At 51.2% G+C, this 16,876-nt stretch carries 16 protein-coding genes; 7 read left to right on the top strand and 9 right to left on the bottom strand.

The features are described from left to right. Positions 1-30: 30 nt before the first annotated feature. The 3 genes from ACMV8I_RS14350 to ACMV8I_RS14340 all read right to left on the bottom strand — a co-directional run bounded on the left by ACMV8I_RS14350 (position 31) and on the right by ACMV8I_RS14340 (position 2,705). Positions 31-1,467 carry a 6-phospho-beta-glucosidase gene (locus ACMV8I_RS14350; protein WP_498865886.1) on the bottom strand — a complete coding sequence of 479 codons (1,437 nt, stop codon included), beginning with the start codon at positions 1,465-1,467 and terminating at the stop codon, positions 31-33. Positions 1,468-1,531: 64 nt separating this feature from the next. Further along, the gene (locus ACMV8I_RS14345; protein WP_498865885.1) at positions 1,532-2,143 is read right to left on the bottom strand and encodes a TetR/AcrR family transcriptional regulator C-terminal domain-containing protein; all 612 of its coding nucleotides are present in this window, start codon (positions 2,141-2,143) and stop codon (positions 1,532-1,534) included. Between the two features lie 133 nt (positions 2,144-2,276). Beyond that, on the bottom strand, positions 2,277-2,705 hold the full coding sequence (locus ACMV8I_RS14340; RefSeq protein WP_498865884.1) for an ATP-binding cassette domain-containing protein: 429 nt from the start codon (positions 2,703-2,705) through the stop codon (positions 2,277-2,279). A 188-nt stretch (positions 2,706-2,893) separates the two neighbouring features. Between ACMV8I_RS14340 and ACMV8I_RS14335 the strand changes: the two genes are divergently transcribed. The 5 genes from ACMV8I_RS14335 to ACMV8I_RS14315 are packed head-to-tail and all read left to right on the top strand — an operon-like array spanning position 2,894 to position 7,012. Further along, the gene (locus ACMV8I_RS14335) at positions 2,894-3,556 is read left to right on the top strand and encodes a DUF3313 domain-containing protein (RefSeq protein WP_498865883.1); all 663 of its coding nucleotides are present in this window, start codon (positions 2,894-2,896) and stop codon (positions 3,554-3,556) included. A gap of 13 nt (positions 3,557-3,569) precedes the next feature. Then, positions 3,570-4,184 carry a paraquat-inducible protein A gene (locus ACMV8I_RS14330; protein ID WP_498865882.1) on the top strand — a complete coding sequence of 205 codons (615 nt, stop codon included), beginning with the start codon at positions 3,570-3,572 and terminating at the stop codon, positions 4,182-4,184. Beyond that, positions 4,184-4,807: a paraquat-inducible protein A gene (locus ACMV8I_RS14325; RefSeq protein ID WP_498865881.1), complete on the top strand. Its 624-nt coding sequence runs from the start codon at positions 4,184-4,186 to the stop codon at positions 4,805-4,807. Before ACMV8I_RS14330 ends, ACMV8I_RS14325 begins: the two co-directional genes overlap by 1 nt. Then, positions 4,800-6,395 (top strand): PqiB family protein, encoded by a 1,596-nt coding sequence (locus ACMV8I_RS14320; RefSeq protein WP_498865880.1) that lies wholly within the window; start codon positions 4,800-4,802, stop codon positions 6,393-6,395. Before ACMV8I_RS14325 ends, ACMV8I_RS14320 begins: the two co-directional genes overlap by 8 nt. Further along, a complete protein-coding gene (locus tag ACMV8I_RS14315) occupies positions 6,392-7,012 on the top strand; it encodes a PqiC family protein (protein WP_498865879.1) in 621 nt (206 codons plus the stop codon). The genes ACMV8I_RS14320 and ACMV8I_RS14315 overlap by 4 nt, the downstream gene beginning before the upstream one ends. 302 nt (positions 7,013-7,314) lie before the next feature. Here ACMV8I_RS14315 and ACMV8I_RS14310 read toward each other — a convergent pair whose 3' ends face one another. Then, positions 7,315-8,055 (bottom strand): ArsR/SmtB family transcription factor, encoded by a 741-nt coding sequence (locus tag ACMV8I_RS14310; protein WP_498865878.1) that lies wholly within the window; start codon positions 8,053-8,055, stop codon positions 7,315-7,317. Positions 8,056-8,175: 120 nt separating this feature from the next. Here ACMV8I_RS14310 and ACMV8I_RS14305 point away from each other — a divergent pair, with 120 nt between their 5' ends. Continuing rightward, the gene (locus ACMV8I_RS14305; protein ID WP_498865877.1) at positions 8,176-9,576 is read left to right on the top strand and encodes an MFS transporter; all 1,401 of its coding nucleotides are present in this window, start codon (positions 8,176-8,178) and stop codon (positions 9,574-9,576) included. 112 nt (positions 9,577-9,688) lie between these two features. On the opposite strand, the gene ACMV8I_RS14300 is transcribed toward ACMV8I_RS14305, so the two are convergent. Both ACMV8I_RS14300 and ACMV8I_RS14295 read right to left on the bottom strand, forming a co-directional pair. Beyond that, positions 9,689-10,168: a DUF805 domain-containing protein gene (locus ACMV8I_RS14300; RefSeq protein ID WP_498865876.1), complete on the bottom strand. Its 480-nt coding sequence runs from the start codon at positions 10,166-10,168 to the stop codon at positions 9,689-9,691. Between the two features lie 70 nt (positions 10,169-10,238). Continuing rightward, positions 10,239-11,309, bottom strand: coding sequence for a LacI family DNA-binding transcriptional regulator (locus tag ACMV8I_RS14295; RefSeq protein ID WP_498865875.1), 1,071 nt, complete (start codon positions 11,307-11,309; stop codon positions 10,239-10,241). Positions 11,310-11,590: 281 nt separating this feature from the next. Between ACMV8I_RS14295 and ACMV8I_RS14290 the strand changes: the two genes are divergently transcribed. Then, a complete protein-coding gene (locus ACMV8I_RS14290; RefSeq protein ID WP_498865874.1) occupies positions 11,591-12,847 on the top strand; it encodes a maltoporin in 1,257 nt (418 codons plus the stop codon). A gap of 282 nt (positions 12,848-13,129) precedes the next feature. Here ACMV8I_RS14290 and ACMV8I_RS14285 read toward each other — a convergent pair whose 3' ends face one another. From ACMV8I_RS14285 to ACMV8I_RS14275, 3 genes are all read right to left on the bottom strand, one after another. Further along, positions 13,130-13,447 (bottom strand): PTS sugar transporter subunit IIB, encoded by a 318-nt coding sequence (locus tag ACMV8I_RS14285; protein WP_498865873.1) that lies wholly within the window; start codon positions 13,445-13,447, stop codon positions 13,130-13,132. Positions 13,448-13,521: 74 nt separating this feature from the next. After that, the gene (locus tag ACMV8I_RS14280) at positions 13,522-15,594 is read right to left on the bottom strand and encodes a beta-galactosidase (protein ID WP_498865872.1); all 2,073 of its coding nucleotides are present in this window, start codon (positions 15,592-15,594) and stop codon (positions 13,522-13,524) included. A 67-nt stretch (positions 15,595-15,661) separates the two neighbouring features. After that, complete coding sequence (locus ACMV8I_RS14275) at positions 15,662-16,873, bottom strand: glycoside hydrolase family 53 protein (RefSeq protein WP_498865871.1); 1,212 nt, start codon at positions 16,871-16,873, stop codon at positions 15,662-15,664. Positions 16,874-16,876 lie beyond the last annotated feature (3 nt).

Below are 16,876 nucleotides of genomic sequence, written 5' to 3'. Positions count from 1 at the left end.
GCCATCGCGAAGGATGGCCATTACATCGTGCTAAAGATTCTTTCCGTTGGAGGTAATGACATCCTGATACCACGCAAAGCTTCTTTTCTTCGAGCGCTCCAGCGTGCCGGTGCCGTCATCGTTTTTGTCTACGTAGATAAAACCATAGCGTTTGGCGTATTCACCGGTGGTGAATGACACGCAATCAATGCAGCCCCACGGCGTGTAACCGAGCAGCTCAACGCCATCCAGCGCCACCGCTTTTTGCATCTCTTCGATGTGCGCTTTGAGATATTCAATGCGATAGTCATCGTTCACGCTACCATCCGATTCACGTTTATCCAGCGCACCGAAACCGTTTTCCACGATGAACAGCGGTTTCTGATAACGCTCGTAAAGCTCGGACAAACTGTAGCGCAGGCCGACCGGGTCAATTTGCCATCCCCACTCGGAGGCTTTCAGGTTCGGGTTAAGTTTGCTGCCTTCAAAGAAGGTTAACGCGCTATCGGAGCCACGGAATTCTGGCGAAACGATATTCGACATGTAGTAGCTGAACGCCATGTAGTCCGCGCAGCCATTCTTCAGAATATCGTCGTCACCGGATTCGGTTTCGATCACGATGTTTTTGCGTTCCCACTCTTTAAGCAGATAGGTCGGATAACGGCCACGCATCTGTACATCGCTGAACACATATTTCTGGCGCATTGCTTCTTGCGCGAACACTAAATCTTCCGGCTTACAGGTCGCAGCATACAGCGGCATCATATGGATCATGCAACCAATCTGGAAATCTGAATTGATTTTATGGCCGTGATTGACCACCAGCGCACTGGCGAGGAACTGATGATGAAATACCTGATACATCGCCTGTTCTGGATTTTCGTAGTCGGTGAAAATCACGCCCGAATTACAGTAACCGAACAGCGGATATTTCCAGTTACGCTGGTTGTTGATTTCGTTGAAGGTGATCCAATATTTCACCTTCGCCTTATAACGCTCCATGACCACTTCACTGAAACGCACAAAGAAATCGACCACTTTACGGTTGTGCCAGCCGCCGTATTTTTTCACCAGATGGTATGGCATTTCAAAATGAGAGAGCGTGATCACGGGTTCGATATTGTGTTTAAGCAGTTCATCGAACAGATCGTCATAGAATTGCATACCGGCTTCATTTGGTGTGTTTTCATCGCCTTTCGGGAAGATGCGCGTCCAGGCGATCGAGGTGCGAAAGCATTTGAATCCCATCTCAGCGAACAGGGCGATATCGTTCTTGTAATGCGCGTAAAATTCGATGCCTTCGTGATTCGGATAGACATATTCCGTCAGCACGCCGTCGGTCATAATGCGGTCTACGCCATGCGCGCCTTTGGTCAGCACATCAGCAATACTGACGCCCTTGCCACCCTGGTCCCATCCACCTTCAACCTGATGCGCAGCAACCGCGCCGCCCCATAAAAAATCTGTCGGAAATCCTTTTTGTGACATACATCCTCTCTTCTGGAAAATTATTGCGAACAAAGAGTAATAACAAACAGTCAATAACGTTTATCTACCGCACACCGCCGCGCAGGAACATATCCACGGCGTTTTTGACCATCTGTCGGATCTCAGGGAGATCCATCGGCGCAGGGTTTTGCTGATAAATGCGCATATTAGTTTCCGCAGTCACCAGCGCCAGAAATTGCAGCGCTCGCAGATGCGCATCCGCTTTAGCCAATTGCCCTTTCTCCATAGCCATTGTCAGAAACGCAGCCAGCGATTCGATAGATTCACTTGGGCCAGCGTCATAAAACAACATGCCTATTTCGGAATGTCCCGCTTCTGCGATCACCATGCGATACACCGCCAGCGCGGTGCCGTCATTAGTCAGCACCAGCAACATTCTTTCGCCAAAACGGGTCAGCACGGTTTCTAAATCAAGATCGGGGAACGGCGCAGCAAGGCCCTTCACCGCGTCGGAAAGATGTCCCGTGCTGAAGGCCTTGACCACCGCCACCAGGATCGATTCTTTCGAGGGAAAATAACTGTAAAGCGTGGCTTTTGATCCGCCGAGGCGTCTTGCAAGCTCATTCATTGAAGCGCGTTCATAGCCCATTTCTTTAAACAACGTGGCGGCAGCCTCGATGATCGCTTCCCGGCGTGCTTCGGTACGAACTTTCATCCTCACTCCTGATTAATATCGCCTGCTCCGGCGGAGACATAAAAACCCCCTCAGGGAGATAAACTGTACGGTACAGTTATTTCCTGCATCCACTCTAACCGCGGGTTTGTGGGTTGTAAAGTATACGTTACTTCTACTCATTCGACTCCACCGTTCCGCTTACCGGTTGAATAACCGGATTCCCTGAACGATCCTGCAACACCTCAACTTCAACGCCATAGGTTTCGGCAATCAACCCGGCGGTCACCACCTCGCGCGGTTTCCCGGCTGCCTGAATTTCCCCCCGCGCGACCACCAACAAATTGTCGGCGTACTGGCAGGCGAGATTAAGATCGTGCAGCACTTTGCCACGTATTTTACCCGGCAATAACGTGCGTCCACCAAACTGAATCTGTCCTTCCGCCAGCGCCAACTCGCCAAATATCGCGTTCAACAGCGTGGTTTTCCCGGTCCCGTTCGGTCCAATGATGACGTTGACGCTCCCGGTCTCAGGGCGGGTGCTGACCCCATCAATAATGCTGCGCCCTTGCCGATGAATACTGACATTTTCCAGCTCAATCATAGGGTTTTCCTGCGCGGTGCGAAGAAGTGGCTTAACCATTCTGGTGCGAAATTTCCCCATAAGTGAACCGATGTGTACATTTTATTGACATGTTAAAAGCTTTACTTCATAAATACACCGTACCGTACGGTTTTAGATGAAAATAAACCAACATCCCGCTGCGATTTTTTACATATAAGGTAAGACACATGTCCGCGTTAACATACCGATATTCTATGGCAGCATTGATTTCATTAGTTTTTCTATCGGGGTGCGCGAGTACCCAACCAGTGGCCTACACCGGGGTCGCTTCATCCTCTCAAATGAAACCCGATACTCAGGATGATTCAGGACATATCGCTTACAGCTACAACGCCCCGATCGACTGGAATAAATACTCCCGCGCGATCCTCGATCCGGTCGTGATTTATCAGGGGATGGATGCGCAGTTTGACGATGTATCTCCCGTGCAAAAACAACAACTGGCGACCTATATGCAACAGCAGTTCGGCAAAAGTGTTGGTGAGCGTTTTCCGCTCACTAATAAGGTCACGCCCGGCACGTTGCGTATTCGCCTGACGCTCACCGGTGCCGAAACCACCACACCGGTGATTGGGGGGTTGTCCAGGTTTGATTTGGTGGGCGGGCCGTACAACATCCTGCAGTCCATCCGTGGCAAACAGGGCTCATTCACCGGCTCAGTGAGTTATGCGGTGGAAGTTTACGATGCCTCATCCAATCAACTACTCAAAGCCTATATCTCTAAGCAGTACCCAAACTCGCTGAATGTCGGCGCAAACTGGGGCTCACTGAGTGCGGCAGAAACCGGCCTGGATAAAGGCGCTGAACAGCTGCAAGAACAGCTGAAATAAGCAGGACTCTGTGATGAAAATCTATCCGCAGCAGGTGATTTGTAAACACTGTGACAGTCTGTATACCCGAAAAGCCGTGCAATCCGGCGAGGCGGCACATTGCCAGCGCTGTCACGCAGTGTTGTACCGGGGAAGCTGGCTGAGTCTGGAACAATGGTTTGCCTTAACGCTAACAGCGGGGCTGTTTTTTATTATTGCCAACCTGTTTCCTGTGCTGGAAATCCAGTTCCACGGACAATCGCAAGCGGCAACGTTAGCAGAAACCGCAATGGCGCTGGCGCACAGCTACGCCTCGCCAATGGCCATTCCGGTAGCGCTGCTGATCATCGTTTGCCCGTGTCTACAAATCCTGCTGCTGGGTTGGGTGCTCTATCACGCCTGCCGGAAAAAAGCCGCACCGGGTTTTGCCGCCGCGATGCGGCTTTTGGCCGGGCTGGCGCCGTGGAGCATGGCTGAAGTGGCGCTGCTGAGCATTCTGATCGCCGCCATCAAACTCTCCGATCTGGTACAAATCTCCACCGGTCCCGGCACATGGGCGTTACTCGGTTTATGTATGTTATTGCCGGTGATTAACCATCAAGATTTTCATCCCCTGTGGATGTTGAAAACCTTGAAAGAGAAACGCTAATGACATCGGTCAGACGTGCGTTACCTCAGGGCATCGTGCGATGTCACGTTTGCGGACTGGTCTGTGAACATGTGGCGGGGGTGCATGATTTACCCTGCCCGCGCTGCCACGCAGCACTGCATCCACGCATACCTGACAGCCTGAGCCAAACCTGGGCGCTGTTACTGACCGGTCTGTTGCTGTATCTGCCCGCCAATTTATTACCTGTGATGTACAACAGCTTCGCCGGTCAGGGCAGCGAAAGCACCATCATCGGCGGCATCGCAGGGTTCTGGTCATCCGGCTCTTACGGTATCGCCGTGGTGATTTTCATCGCCAGCATCATGGTGCCATGCGCTAAGTTTGGGATCCTGAGTTGGCTGTTGATCGCCACAAAAAGGCGCGGTGTTTCCGGACGCATCCGACGTTCGCACCTTTTTCGCCTCACTGAACATATCGGTTACTGGTCAATGCTCGATGTCATGGTAGTCGCTTTGATCTCCGCGCTGGTGCAGTTCCCCGGTTTCAGTACAGCCGAACCGCGCATCGGCATTGTCTTTTTTGGGGCAGTGGTGATTTTCACCCTGCTGGCAGCAATGAAGTTCGACCCGCGTTTGCTCTGGGAAAACAATAAGAATGACTGAACACCACGCACCGTCACCTGAGATCGTCCCCCGTCGCCTGCGCCCTTCGCTAATCTGGCTGGTGCCGGCTATCGCGGCATTGATCGGCTTGTTCTTGCTGATTCAGTTGTGGGCCTCCTCAGGACCAGAAGTTTCTATTACCTTTCAGACCGCCAGTGGCTTACAAGCCGGTAAAACAGAAGTGAAATACAAAGATGTCACCATCGGATTGGTGAAATCCATCGAATTAAGCCCCGACAGCCAGCGCGTATTGGTGACCGTTTCGCTGATGAAAAACGCGGAGAATTTGGCGAAAGCAGACACCCGTTTTTGGGTGGTGCGACCGCGTATCGGCATGGAGGGTATCTCGGGGATCGACACCCTGGTTTCCGGCGCGTATATCAGTCTGGATACCGGAACATCTGACAAATACGGATCCACGTTTAAAGGGCTGGAAACCCCGCCCACCGTTATTAACGGCATGCCGGGTAAACAATTTGAAGTGGTGGCCGACGATCTGGGGTCGCTGGATATCGGCTCGGCGGTTTACTACCGGCGGATACCGGTCGGTCGAGTCTCTTCCTATGCGCTGCGCCCGGACGGCCAAGGTGTCAGTTTGAATATTTTCATCGACGCGCCTTACGATCGGTTTGTCACTCCCTCCAGCCGTTTCTGGAATGCCAGCGGCATAGATTTGTCACTGAATTCAGAAGGCTTACAGCTTAAAACACAAACCGTGGCCTCGGTCATTGCCGGCGGCATTGCTTTTGCCAATCAACCCGGTGTCAGCGCCGCAAAATCCCTCTCCGGCCACAGCGTCTTCACGCTGGCAGATGGTCAGGCCTCTGCGATGGCACCACCCGACGGTACGCCACAAATTCTTCAACTGCGCTTTCAGCAGTCGCTGCGCGGTATGCAAACCGGCGCGCCGGTTGAGTTTTCCAGCGTGAAATTAGGCAAAGTCACGGCAATTGCTCTGGATTTCGACCCTTCCCGCTCGCAGTTTATTTCGGTGGTCACCATTGAGATTTACCCGAACCGTTTAGGCAGTGTCCTGGATAAATTTCCGAAGCCTGAAAAAGATGGTCAGAAACAGGCTGCGGGTATCCTGCGTGACCTGGTACAACACGGCCTGCGGGCACAGGCGCGCGCCGGCAATCTGCTCACCGGACAGCTGTATATTTCGCTCGATTTTATCCCCAACGCCGCGCCAGTATTCTTTGATCTCAACGTCCGGCCTTTGCGCATTCCCACGCTCAATGGTGGCTTTGATCACTTGCAGGAACAGGTCGCGACGCTGATCGGCAAAGTGTCGAAAATGCCGATTGAGTCGATCGGTAACAACCTCAACGCAACGCTGGGGAATCTTAATCAGACGCTGATTCAGGTGAATGGCCAAGTCTTGCCGCAAACCACCCAAACCTTGCGACAGCTGGATAAAACGATGGGCAGCGCACAGAACCTACTCGCAGCCGATTCTCCACTGTTGCAAGCCCTGGCCGAATTCCAGCGCACACTGTATTCCCTGCGCACACTCACCGGCTTACTTACCCGCCAGCCGCAGGCACCGCTGACCGGCAGAAATAATGACGACAAGGAACAACCATGAACCTCACCGCTGTCATAAACACCGCCTGCTCTTTGCTGCTGTTAAGCGGTTGTGCCCCATCCACACCACACTATTACACGCTGGTCACCGAATTTGAGGGTACACCGCCTGCCTTGGCTGCTGTGCCATTTGTGATCCGGTTGCATCCGGTGTCCATACCTGAACAAGTAAATCAGCCACAGCTGGTGACCCGCAAAGGTGACGGCGAAATTGTCATGTCCGACAATGCCCTGTGGGCATCACCGTTGCCGGAAGAAATGCGCAGCGCACTCACAGGGCAGCTAGAACGCGCACTGAATACCGTCGAAATTACAGGACTGACACCACCGCAGGACAAACCGGTGGTCGGTATCAGCATAGCGGTTCAGCGGTTCGATGCATGGCCGGAGAGACATGCCAGTATTGAAGCCACCTGGAGGTTGAGTTTTGATGCGGGCACGGCGGAGGAATTATTACTCACCTGCCGGACTCGGCATCAACTGGTAACGCGTGGCGGTATTCCAGGTCTGGTCGTCACGCAGCAAGAGCTGATGCATGAGATCGCACAAGACATTACAAGATCGATAAAACAGCGCCGGCTATTCGATGGGTGTATGCATCCCCCAGCCGCGGGATGACCTATCCGATCCTGTCGCTGATTGTCGAGCATAGGTATGCCAGCGTGGCATAAATTGACAGCAGTAAAAAAATTTCGATAATGCGGGCAGGTTCTGGCTATCTGGCTAACAGAAGAAAGGACATTCGCGCCATTGAAGAAAAAATGAAAACAAGCTCGGAAAATAAGTTTTCACAAATTATTAAATATATTCATAAAGCAGCAGATAAAATACATCAACTTTAGCTAGATAATTTTAACGACCGCGCTTTATATTTAACAGGATATAATTTTCATGTCCCATTGAGGATGTTATCTAATGCGTCATTGACCGCAGGACATCGAGCTTATTATCGGCGTCAACGTGATATTGTCATTATCGTAGTTAATGCCGAAGTTTCTTTCAAATGCATCCCAACCAAGAGAGGTTACCTTTAGGGCTCTCGTATCCGGTAGTCGCCTTATCCAATTCCTGTCAAAAAAAGCATGCATCACTTGTGCGCCGAGAGGCCCGGAAATGTGATACTGCCTTTCTGTCCAATCGAGACATCCACGAATATTATTTATCTTCTCTACGTCCCTTTCCGTTAGTTCAATTCCTTGCTCCTCAAACCACGTTACACCCACATCAGTCAGAGAATACTGGGAATCAGCACACTGCATAATCAGACGGCGATTGAGCATACCCTGAGTAATAGCAACGCCTACTTGCCCGGCCAAATGGTCATAACAACAGCGAGCAAAACGCAAATCTTTAGCGGCAGGGCTGGGAGTCGTTAACCAGGGAGATGTCACCGGGCCCACGGAGGCCAGGCTCTCAAGTAAATGCGCAATGTGTGGTCCGGCTAACCGAAAATAACGGTAGCGACCGACAGATTCCATGCTGACCAACCCGCCATCACGTAACTTTCCAAGGTGAAAACTCGCGGTTTGTGCCGTCACACCCGCCGCCTCTGCCAATGCACCGGCGGAGAAAGCTTCCCCTCCTGATAGCATGATCAACATCACCGAACGAACAGGTTCTGCAATGAGATGAGCCACGACTGAAATTTGAAATTGATTCATTATTTTACAGCATCACTTTAGGGGCATTAGGGGAAAATTCATACTTCGATTCTGGTCGAACCGTGGTTTGTAAGTATAACGGTATAATCCATTACCCTCATAGCCACCTGATGCTATTACATGAAAAATCTTTATACCAATCAACAGTGGGTTCTGCTCGCGACCAGTCTGAGTTATGTCATCGTTATATTGGATACCAGTATCGTTAATGTGGCTCTCTCGTCGATCGCGCTAAGTTTGAACTCGACGGTATCCGGCCTGCAGTGGGTAGTTAATGCTTATACCTTGACCTTTGCGGCCCTGCTGCTAAGCGGGGGTTCTCTGGGAGACAAACTCGGAGCCAAAAATATTTATCTTGGTGGGCTGCTGCTATTTGCCATCGCCTCACTGATTTGCGGATTCTCCTCAACGCTTACTGTCCTTATATTGGCAAGAGTATTACAAGGAATAGGTGCCTCACTTCTCGTCCCCGCCTCGCTGTCGCTAATCAACGAAGCTTTTCCTCAATCGCATCAACGTGCTAAAGCAATCGCTGTCTGGGCCGGGTGCGGAGGATTGGCAATGGCCGCAGGTCCGTTGTTTGGCGGGATCGTTATTCAATTACTGGGTTGGCGAAGTATTTTTCTGCTAAATGTGCCCGTCGCACTGTTAGGAATGGTGATGACCATGTGGGTCACCGCACCACCGCCGATGCAGCAAAAGAGATCTATGGACCTCGCAGGTCAGCTATGGGTGATCATAGCGCTGAGTACATCGATGGCCGTACTTATTCAGGTTTCCCAACTGGGGTGGCAGAATAACTGGATACGCTTTGGCATGTTAATCGCGTTAGTTTCATGGGGAGGTTTTATTCGGGCAGAGCAAGCACACAAGGACCCTATGCTGCCTTTAACCTTATTTCGGCTTCCTCTATTTTCAGCATCTGTCGTTGTATCTTTAATGTCTGGGTTGGTTTTTTATGGGATGTTTTTTCTGTTAAGTCTGTATTTTCAGCAAGTCCGGGGCTGGTCGCCCTTTAATTCTGGTATGGCTTTTCTACCTTTAACCGTAATGGTCACAACAGGCAGTTTTATTTCTGGAAAACTGAACAAAATATTCGGCCCTCTTTGGCTGATATCAGGATGTTGTATTTTATATGTCGTTGGTTTTATCGGTCTGTTTAACTTGAGCAACAATGTCCCCTATTGGAGTATTGCTCTGTTCTTTCCGGCATTAGGTCTGGCGGCTGGGATTATTACCCCAGTGGCTACCGCTTCGCTGTTGAGTAATGTGAAGCAGGAACAGGCAGGTGTGGGTGCCGGCGTACTCAACGCCGGCAGACAAACAGGAGCAGCGCTTGGCGTCGCCATTTTTGGCGGTTTGATGAGTGCATTTCAGCCACTCTCCGAAGGGATCACTATCGCCGTTATTGTCGGTATCGCGTTGTCACTGCTCGGTGGAGTGTTCTGGGCTGCAATGCTGATCGGCGCGAGGAGAAAAGTAAAACTGAAGTGGCACACAAAAGTAGTGCCACCTGAATAGAGTGACATCTTTCCTGAACCGCCAGAGAAAATCACCACAGGGCAGGCCTTAAGCGAATTTTTTCAGTATTCTGATGGCAAGCTCTATACCTTGCCCACGCTCCTCACTATAGTCATGGCCGTCCTTCTGCGCATCCTGCAGCATGACGGTACGTGGCTTGACAGCAAAGGTAAATCATTCCTGACAGTGGGATCCCGCCGAGTACAATGCCCAACGTGATTTTCATCCACACATAGGTTTCAGGCGAGGCGTACTCCAGCAGAATCGTATTGAGCAGCCGCGAGAGCACAAACGCCAGATAGACACCGCCAAACCACCAACCGGAGCGGTTGATATCGTGCATACGGCGGATACCGACTGCGAGCAATGGCAGCGCAAGGCCGAGAGCAAAAACGCTGTAAGCCATTCCGGCATACAACACACCCATATACGGGTCACCCGCCATGGAGAAGAATGAGACTACACTCATGACCAGTAGCATCATCAACAAGATATTGCCCAGCGTGAAGATCCAAAACTCCTTTCGGGTCGCCCTGTCCTCAAATTGCACATAGCCTTTCCAGCCCTGTACATAACAATCCCATACAGTCATTCCGTCACTTCCTTTTGCCGACTTACTTATTTTATTAATGCTCAAAAAATCTGAGAGTTTAAAACGTTGCTCACTGGCCGCGCAGTTGAGAAGCAAGCTGATCCAACTGATCGGCTATCTTATTCAGATCTTTGTCCTGCTCTCCCGGCGCGCGGGTTGAACTACGCACCACCAACTTTGCCGGTAAGACTTTGGATACCGTCACGTCATTGTTGGCCGCCAGCAGGCGTTCGACCGCTTCCTTGCTCTGCAAATCGAGATCCAGCGATACGGTGGTCAACGCTGGGTGGAAAAACGCACTGTCGTAGGTGTCATCATAGCCAATGATCGACACCTGCTGCGGGATCGCCACGTTGTGCTGATGCAGTGCGCTGATCACCCCGAGCGCCATCTGGTCATTCCCCACCAGCATCGCCGTAAACTGCGGCGTCTCACGCAGTATTTGCAGGGCGTTGTAGTAGCCGCTTTTCGCGCTCCAGTCGCCGTGGATCACCGTCACCGGCTGCAATCCTTTCTCTGTCAGCGTCTCCTGCCAACTTTGCAAGCGCAGGCGCGATGAAACGGAATCCTCCGGCCCCGCCAGCAAGGCAAACTCCCGGTGCCCTAACTCAAGCAGATATTCCACGCTAGCGCGTGAACCGTCGGCGGGATTGAAGCAGACGTTAAACACCGTACTGGTCGGATCAACGTCGAGGAACAGACAAAGAATGTCACGGTTATTCTCAAAAATCCGCTCCGCTTCGTCGCTTTCCAGCGGAATGTTGATGATGACGCGATCGACACGCTGAGATTTCAGTTCGTTGATGGAATTCTGAATGCTCTGGTTAACGTCATCGTCAATCATCGAAATCAGCACCTGATAACCAGCCTGATAAGCATATTTTTTGACGGAAGCGGCAATCTGCGAAGGTGCATGCAAGGCCAGCGAGGTCGTCACCAGCCCGAGAGTGAAGCTCTGCTTGCCCACCAGTTGCTGTGCCAGACGGTTAGGCACGTAGCGCAGAACCTCAATCGCCTGCTCAACTTTCAGGCGTGTGGCGTCAGAAACGTTGGCTGACTTGTTCAAGACCCGTGAAACCGTCTGATAAGACACACCGGCATAGCGGGCAACATCTTCTAACGTCGAACTTTTCGATTTCATTCTCTTTCTCTGCATCAAACCTGTGAACGTAGCTTACCCCCACATTAATCGAGTCAAACTACGGGATCTCATCTAAAAGTTCAATCTGGAGAGTCCGACACGCTATAAGTTATACGTTAACATTAAATAATCTTGTGATTAAAATCACTAAGCATTTATTTTTAACCCATAAGTTATAGATCTAACTCACAATTCAGAATGTGTAAAATTGATCATTGTTGTTTCTGGGTATCTTATAGATTCTCTAAATGTGAACGTCATACAAACCATAGGGAAAAATAATGAAATACAACTTACGCGCTCTGGCTGTGGCGGTCTCTCTCGCCATCACGGCAGGCCCTGCAGTGGCAAACGATATTGATTTTCATGGATATCTGCGTTCCGGACTTGGCGTTTCCGGCAGTGGCAGCTTAGAGCAGTACCAGAAAAACAAAGTCGGTCGCCTGGGTAACGAAAACGACACCTACGGCGAAATAGAATTAGGCAGTGAAGTCTACAAAAAAGACGATGTCAGCTTTTATGTCGATTCCATGGTCAATATGGTGTCAGACGGCTCAAATGATAACGAAAGCACTCTCAACGACGATGCACAGTTCGGGTTGAGTCAGTTGAACTTGCAAATCAAAGGGCTGGTACCTTGGGATAAGGATGCCGTGATCTGGGGGGGTAAACGTTATTATCAGCGCCATGACTTACATATTATCGATACCAAATACTGGAACATCTCAGGTGCCGGGGCCGGGGTAGAAAACTTAAAAATGGGTGAAGGCGCGCTGTCTGTTGCCTGGATCCGTGGCGATGCCAATGACGTTGATTACCGCGTAGAGGGCGACAGTGATGTGAACATCAACTACATCGACGTGCGCTATGCCGGTATCAAACCGTGGAACGGCGCGTGGATGGAAGTCGGTGCCGACTACGCCATGCCAAACCTGACGCACGACCAGAAAGAGTACGGCGGCCTGTATGACGCGGATAATGGCGTGATGCTGACCAGCGAAATAAGCCAGGACATGTGGGGCGGCTACAACAAACTGGTTTTACAGTACGCGAACAAAGGTCTGGCGCAGAACATGGTTTCGCAAGGCGGCGGCTGGTATGACATGTGGAACTACACCAATGACGCAACGGGTTATCGCGGCATCATCACCGGTCTGATTCCAATCACCAGCAAATTCAGCCTCAACCACGTGCTGACCTACGGTCACGCAGAAAACATCACTGATTACACCGACACGACCGAACTGGTCTCTCTGGTTGGCCGTGCGCAGTACCAGTGGACGGATTATGTGCGTACCATCGGTGAAGTAGGTACTTTCTACCAGAAAGATGATTACAAGAACGGTTCTAACTTAAAGCAAGGCGGCCAGAAATACACCCTGGCAATGGGTCTGGCGGCCGGTCCTGAATTTATGTCACGCCCTGAACTGCGCGTATTTGCATCATATTTGAATGATTCAGAGCACGGTGATACGTTTGAGGATCATACTAAATCCGATACCTGGAACTTTGGGGTTCAGGTAGAGGCCTGGTGGTAATTTCCCCGTCGAACAAATACGGTCTGTGTCTGTAGTAAAAGCTGTGTCTATCGTACCTTTTGTGTCTAAAGTAAAAGCTAGAAATAACCTCATTGTCTTAAACGCCAGGGTTTAACGTATTTTCTCTTGTAGGGGATCGTGACGTTTTTTGTACCCACACAGCAGCATTATTATTATTTAATCAGTTATGCGTAAAAAGTAAAAAGGCAGCCTGTATTACTGGCTGCCTTTTTATTACTTCTGACATATCTTAAATAGCACTAACTCAATACAAAAATATAATTAATTACTTTTCAAGCCAAATTTCTCGGTCATGAGTTTCTTCAGGCTGTCGGACTGCTTACCGAATATTGCATGCACTTCCTGACCGATAATTACCACACCAATTGCGCCGGTCTGCTGGATAGCGCCGGAGTTGACGCGCTTTAACTCTTTGACCGTCACACGCAGACGGGTGATACAGGCATCCACGTGAATAATATTGTCGCGGCCACCGAGCGCATCAATTAATAGGGCCACATCCGTTGCTGGCGGGACTTCAACTTTCGTGTCTTTATTTTTAGCTGAGAACACATGCATAAAGTCTTTTATATTTACCACGATAAATACTCTCCTGCAGGAATGAAAAAAAACGTGCAGCAGGGAATTCCCCGCTGCACGTCATCGATGAAAAATTACTTATTTAACGCTGAAACACGGCGCGTCAGGATCTGGCAACCAAACGCAGGCAAAGTCATCTTGCGCGGCAGTATTCCCCCGTGAACCATGTCTTTATAGTCATCCGGCAAGGCGATCGTCTGGCTATCCACCGTGTAGTTTTGCAAGAAGATAAACTCGCTTTCACCGTCGGTACGGCGCGCAGCCGTCACGCCTTGCGGCAGCGACGTATTAATGGCACGCGGCAAGTTCATCTCCTTCGCCAGCAAGGTGAAGAAATCGGCATGGAACTGCTGGTCGTTGCGCGACGCCACATAATACGCCTGCCCTTTTCCATACAGATTAACCGTCACGGCCGGAAAGCCCGCATAGAAGTCTTCGCCGTAAGTCGCCAGCGCAGCAGCACCTTCCAGATGGATCACTTCACACAGCTGCGATGCCCGATAAGGTCCACTTAACCCCAGCGCATTGCCTTCTACACCGGCGACACTGTTGTGCTGTTCGTCGGTCAGACTGTCAATTTCTTCCGCCCAGATACCGAGCACAGAACGCAATGGCCCTGGGAATCCATTGAGGAAGCACAGGTCGGTTTCGTTAACGATGCCGCTCCAGTAAGTCGCGACAAAGCGCCCGCCTGCCTGAACGAATTGATTGATCCGCTCACCGACGCCTTCACGCACCATGTACAGCATTGGCGCAATCACCAGTTCGTAACCCTGTAAATCACCGTCGGCGTTGATCACATCGACCGCAATGCCCTGCGCCCACAGCGCACGGTAATGTTCCGCCACGGTGTTTTCATAATGCAATCCGGCGTTGCGCGGCCCCAGTGCATCGTCCATTGCCCAACGGCTTTCCCAGTCGAAGATGATGGCAACGTTGGCTTCCACGCGGCTGCCCGCCACCGGCGCTAACGCCGATAACATCGAGCCAAGCTCAGAGACTTCGCGGCCCACGCGGGTGTCAATATGCCCGACGTGATCGACCACCGCCCCGTGAAACTTCTCGGAAGATCCCCGGCTTTTACGCCACTGGAAATACTGGACAGAATCTGCACCGTGTGCGACCGCCTGTAACGAGGAGAGAATGTGCATCCCCGGTTTTTTCAGTTTGCTGGTCGGCTGCCAGTTGGTGAAACTTGGCGTCGATTCCATCAGCACAAAGGGTTTGCCCTGCTTGAGCGTACGCATCAGATCATGATACATCGCGGTATACGCCGCGAGGCCGATATCATCCTGACGGGTGTGCCACATCGGGTAGCTGTCCCAAGAGATGAAATCCAGCACGCTGGCGAGTTTCCAGTAATCGTAATCGTAGAAATACTCCATGAAATTAGTGGTCGCCGGTAATGCCGGGTTTTCCGCTTTCAGTGGACGAATTTCTTCGCTGCAAAAGCGCATTACCTGATCGGTATTAAAACGCCGCCAGTCGAGATTCAGGCCGTGAACGCCGCTTTCGCCCTGCGGTGACGGCGATTCGAGCTGCAACCAGTCGGTGTAAGTGTGGCTCCAGAAGGTGCTCCACCAGGCTTTGTTCAGCGCATCGAGCGTGACATAACGCGCTTTCAGCCAGTCGCGGAATTGGCCCTGACAGGCATCGCAATGGCATTCGCCGCCGTATTCATTGGAAATATGCCAGCCAATCACCGCAGGGTGGTGCGCGTAGCGTTTTGCCAGCGCACCGTTCATAAGCTGCACTTTTTCACGGTAAACCGGTGAACTCATGCAGTGGTTGTGACGCCCACCGTGCAGCGCTTTGACGCGATCGCGCGCGACCCGCAGCACTTCGGGATACTTCTGCGACATCCACGCTGGGCGGGCACCGCTTGGCGTAGCGAGAAACACCGAGATGCCATTGTCATGCAGCCGGTCCAGTAGTTGATCCATCCACTCAAACTGGTAGCGACCTTCTTCAGGTTCCAGCGCTGACCAGCTAAAAATCCCCACTGACACTACGTTGCAGCGCGCTTCTTTCATCATTTCGACATCACGAACCAGCACCTCTGGGTGGTCCAGCCATTGCTCAGGGTTATAATCCGCGCCGTGTAGTAGCCCGGAGATTTTACTGCTCAGAAGAGGAAACTTCGTCATGTTTAATCCTTTAAATCCTTAAAAAATAGTCAGTGCTCCCCGGCCAATTTGACCGGGGAAAAGTAGATTACTTGAAGACCTGAATGGAAGGCAGAACCTGACCATCACAGCTGAACAGCGCCTGGTTTTCGCGGGCATTGCCCTCTTTCCAGTGGTCGTTGATGTAGGTCATACCGGCAGGCGTTGCCCATCCGGCACCGTTCACCGGCAGCCAGGTTGGCTCCCAGTAGAACAACCCTTTGCCACGGTTACCGGGTACCGCTACCAGGCTTTTGATCATATCGCTGAGGAAGTCAGCCTGCCCTTGCACGGTGCCCGGATACCCCCCATCTTTGGCTTCTTTTTCGGTGAAACTGTTTTCAGCAGCATCACAGTTTTTGGTGCTGTAGCCATAGGCGACTTCCACCACGATCACATCTTTGTTGTAGCGCTTGCTGATGTCGTCCATGTTGGCTTGCAGCGCGGAAATCGGACCATTCCAGTAGGTGTAGAACGACAGGCCGATCACGTCGTAAGGCACCTTGCGCTGATTGATTTCATCGAACCACCAGCGGAAGGTGTCATTCTTGGTGCCTTCGGCCAGATGCAGCATGATTTTGATCTTCGACGGATCTTTCTCATCGGCTTTGACGCCGGAAATTGCCGCGTTCAGCAGCCCAGCCAAGCGATCAAACTCACCACCGCCCTCGCCCCAGCTTTTGCCTTCCGGCCACAAAATCCCGCCGTTCATTTCATTACCAACCTGCACCATATCCGGTAACACACCTTGCTGGCGGAACTGCGCAATCACCTCACGGCTGTAATCATGAATGGCGATTTTCAACTGCGGATAATCCATTTTCGCCCAACTTTTTGGTTTGAACTGCTTACCTGGATCGGTCCAGAAATCGCTGTAATGGAAATCGAGTAAAATCTTAAAGCCCTGCTGTTTGGCACGTTTCGCCAGCTCCAGCGTGGTCGCCAGATCGTTATTACCGCCGCCATACGGCTTGCCCTGCGCATCTTTGGGATCGACCCACAAACGCAGGCGCACATAGTTGAAGCCATTTTGTTTAAGGATCACCATCGCGTCTTGTTGCTTATGGTTTTGGTCGTAAAACTTGCCGCCGTGTTTTTCCACCTCAATCAGCGTGGAAATGTCCGCGCCTTTGATGAAATCCGCCGGCACGTTGGCGACTTTTTTAATGGTGACATTTTCTGCTGCACAGGAAAACGACAGTGCCAGCAACAGGCAGGCAATCGTGCTTTTATTGAAAATCGTTGTATTCAAGAAAGTCATGAT

The sequence above is a fragment of the Ewingella sp. S1.OA.A_B6 genome (genome assembly GCF_049889095.1).
Lineage (GTDB): Bacteria > Pseudomonadota > Gammaproteobacteria > Enterobacterales > Enterobacteriaceae > Ewingella.
The sequence above is the reverse complement of the archived record's forward strand: the minus strand, read 5'-3'. Positions and strand labels throughout refer to the sequence as shown.

What these genes read in the sequence shown, in the direction of transcription:
- ACMV8I_RS14295 (WP_498865875.1), bottom strand. Translation starts at nt 11,309, where the DNA reads ATGAAATCGAAAAGTTCGACGTTAGAAGATGTTGCCCGCTATGCCGGT.
- ACMV8I_RS14350 (WP_498865886.1), bottom strand. Translation starts at nt 1,467, where the DNA reads ATGTCACAAAAAGGATTTCCGACAGATTTTTTATGGGGCGGCGCGGTT.
- ACMV8I_RS14320 (WP_498865880.1), top strand. Translation starts at nt 4,800, where the DNA reads ATGACTGAACACCACGCACCGTCACCTGAGATCGTCCCCCGTCGCCTG.
- ACMV8I_RS14280 (WP_498865872.1), bottom strand. Translation starts at nt 15,594, where the DNA reads ATGACGAAGTTTCCTCTTCTGAGCAGTAAAATCTCCGGGCTACTACAC.
- ACMV8I_RS14315 (WP_498865879.1), top strand. Translation starts at nt 6,392, where the DNA reads ATGAACCTCACCGCTGTCATAAACACCGCCTGCTCTTTGCTGCTGTTA.
- ACMV8I_RS14275 (WP_498865871.1), bottom strand. Translation starts at nt 16,873, where the DNA reads ATGACTTTCTTGAATACAACGATTTTCAATAAAAGCACGATTGCCTGC.
- ACMV8I_RS14300 (WP_498865876.1), bottom strand. Translation starts at nt 10,168, where the DNA reads ATGACTGTATGGGATTGTTATGTACAGGGCTGGAAAGGCTATGTGCAA.
- ACMV8I_RS14340 (WP_498865884.1), bottom strand. Translation starts at nt 2,705, where the DNA reads ATGATTGAGCTGGAAAATGTCAGTATTCATCGGCAAGGGCGCAGCATT.
- ACMV8I_RS14345 (WP_498865885.1), bottom strand. Translation starts at nt 2,143, where the DNA reads ATGAAAGTTCGTACCGAAGCACGCCGGGAAGCGATCATCGAGGCTGCC.
- ACMV8I_RS14290 (WP_498865874.1), top strand. Translation starts at nt 11,591, where the DNA reads ATGAAATACAACTTACGCGCTCTGGCTGTGGCGGTCTCTCTCGCCATC.
- ACMV8I_RS14310 (WP_498865878.1), bottom strand. Translation starts at nt 8,055, where the DNA reads ATGAATCAATTTCAAATTTCAGTCGTGGCTCATCTCATTGCAGAACCT.
- ACMV8I_RS14330 (WP_498865882.1), top strand. Translation starts at nt 3,570, where the DNA reads ATGAAAATCTATCCGCAGCAGGTGATTTGTAAACACTGTGACAGTCTG.
- ACMV8I_RS14305 (WP_498865877.1), top strand. Translation starts at nt 8,176, where the DNA reads ATGAAAAATCTTTATACCAATCAACAGTGGGTTCTGCTCGCGACCAGT.
- ACMV8I_RS14335 (WP_498865883.1), top strand. Translation starts at nt 2,894, where the DNA reads ATGTCCGCGTTAACATACCGATATTCTATGGCAGCATTGATTTCATTA.
- ACMV8I_RS14325 (WP_498865881.1), top strand. Translation starts at nt 4,184, where the DNA reads ATGACATCGGTCAGACGTGCGTTACCTCAGGGCATCGTGCGATGTCAC.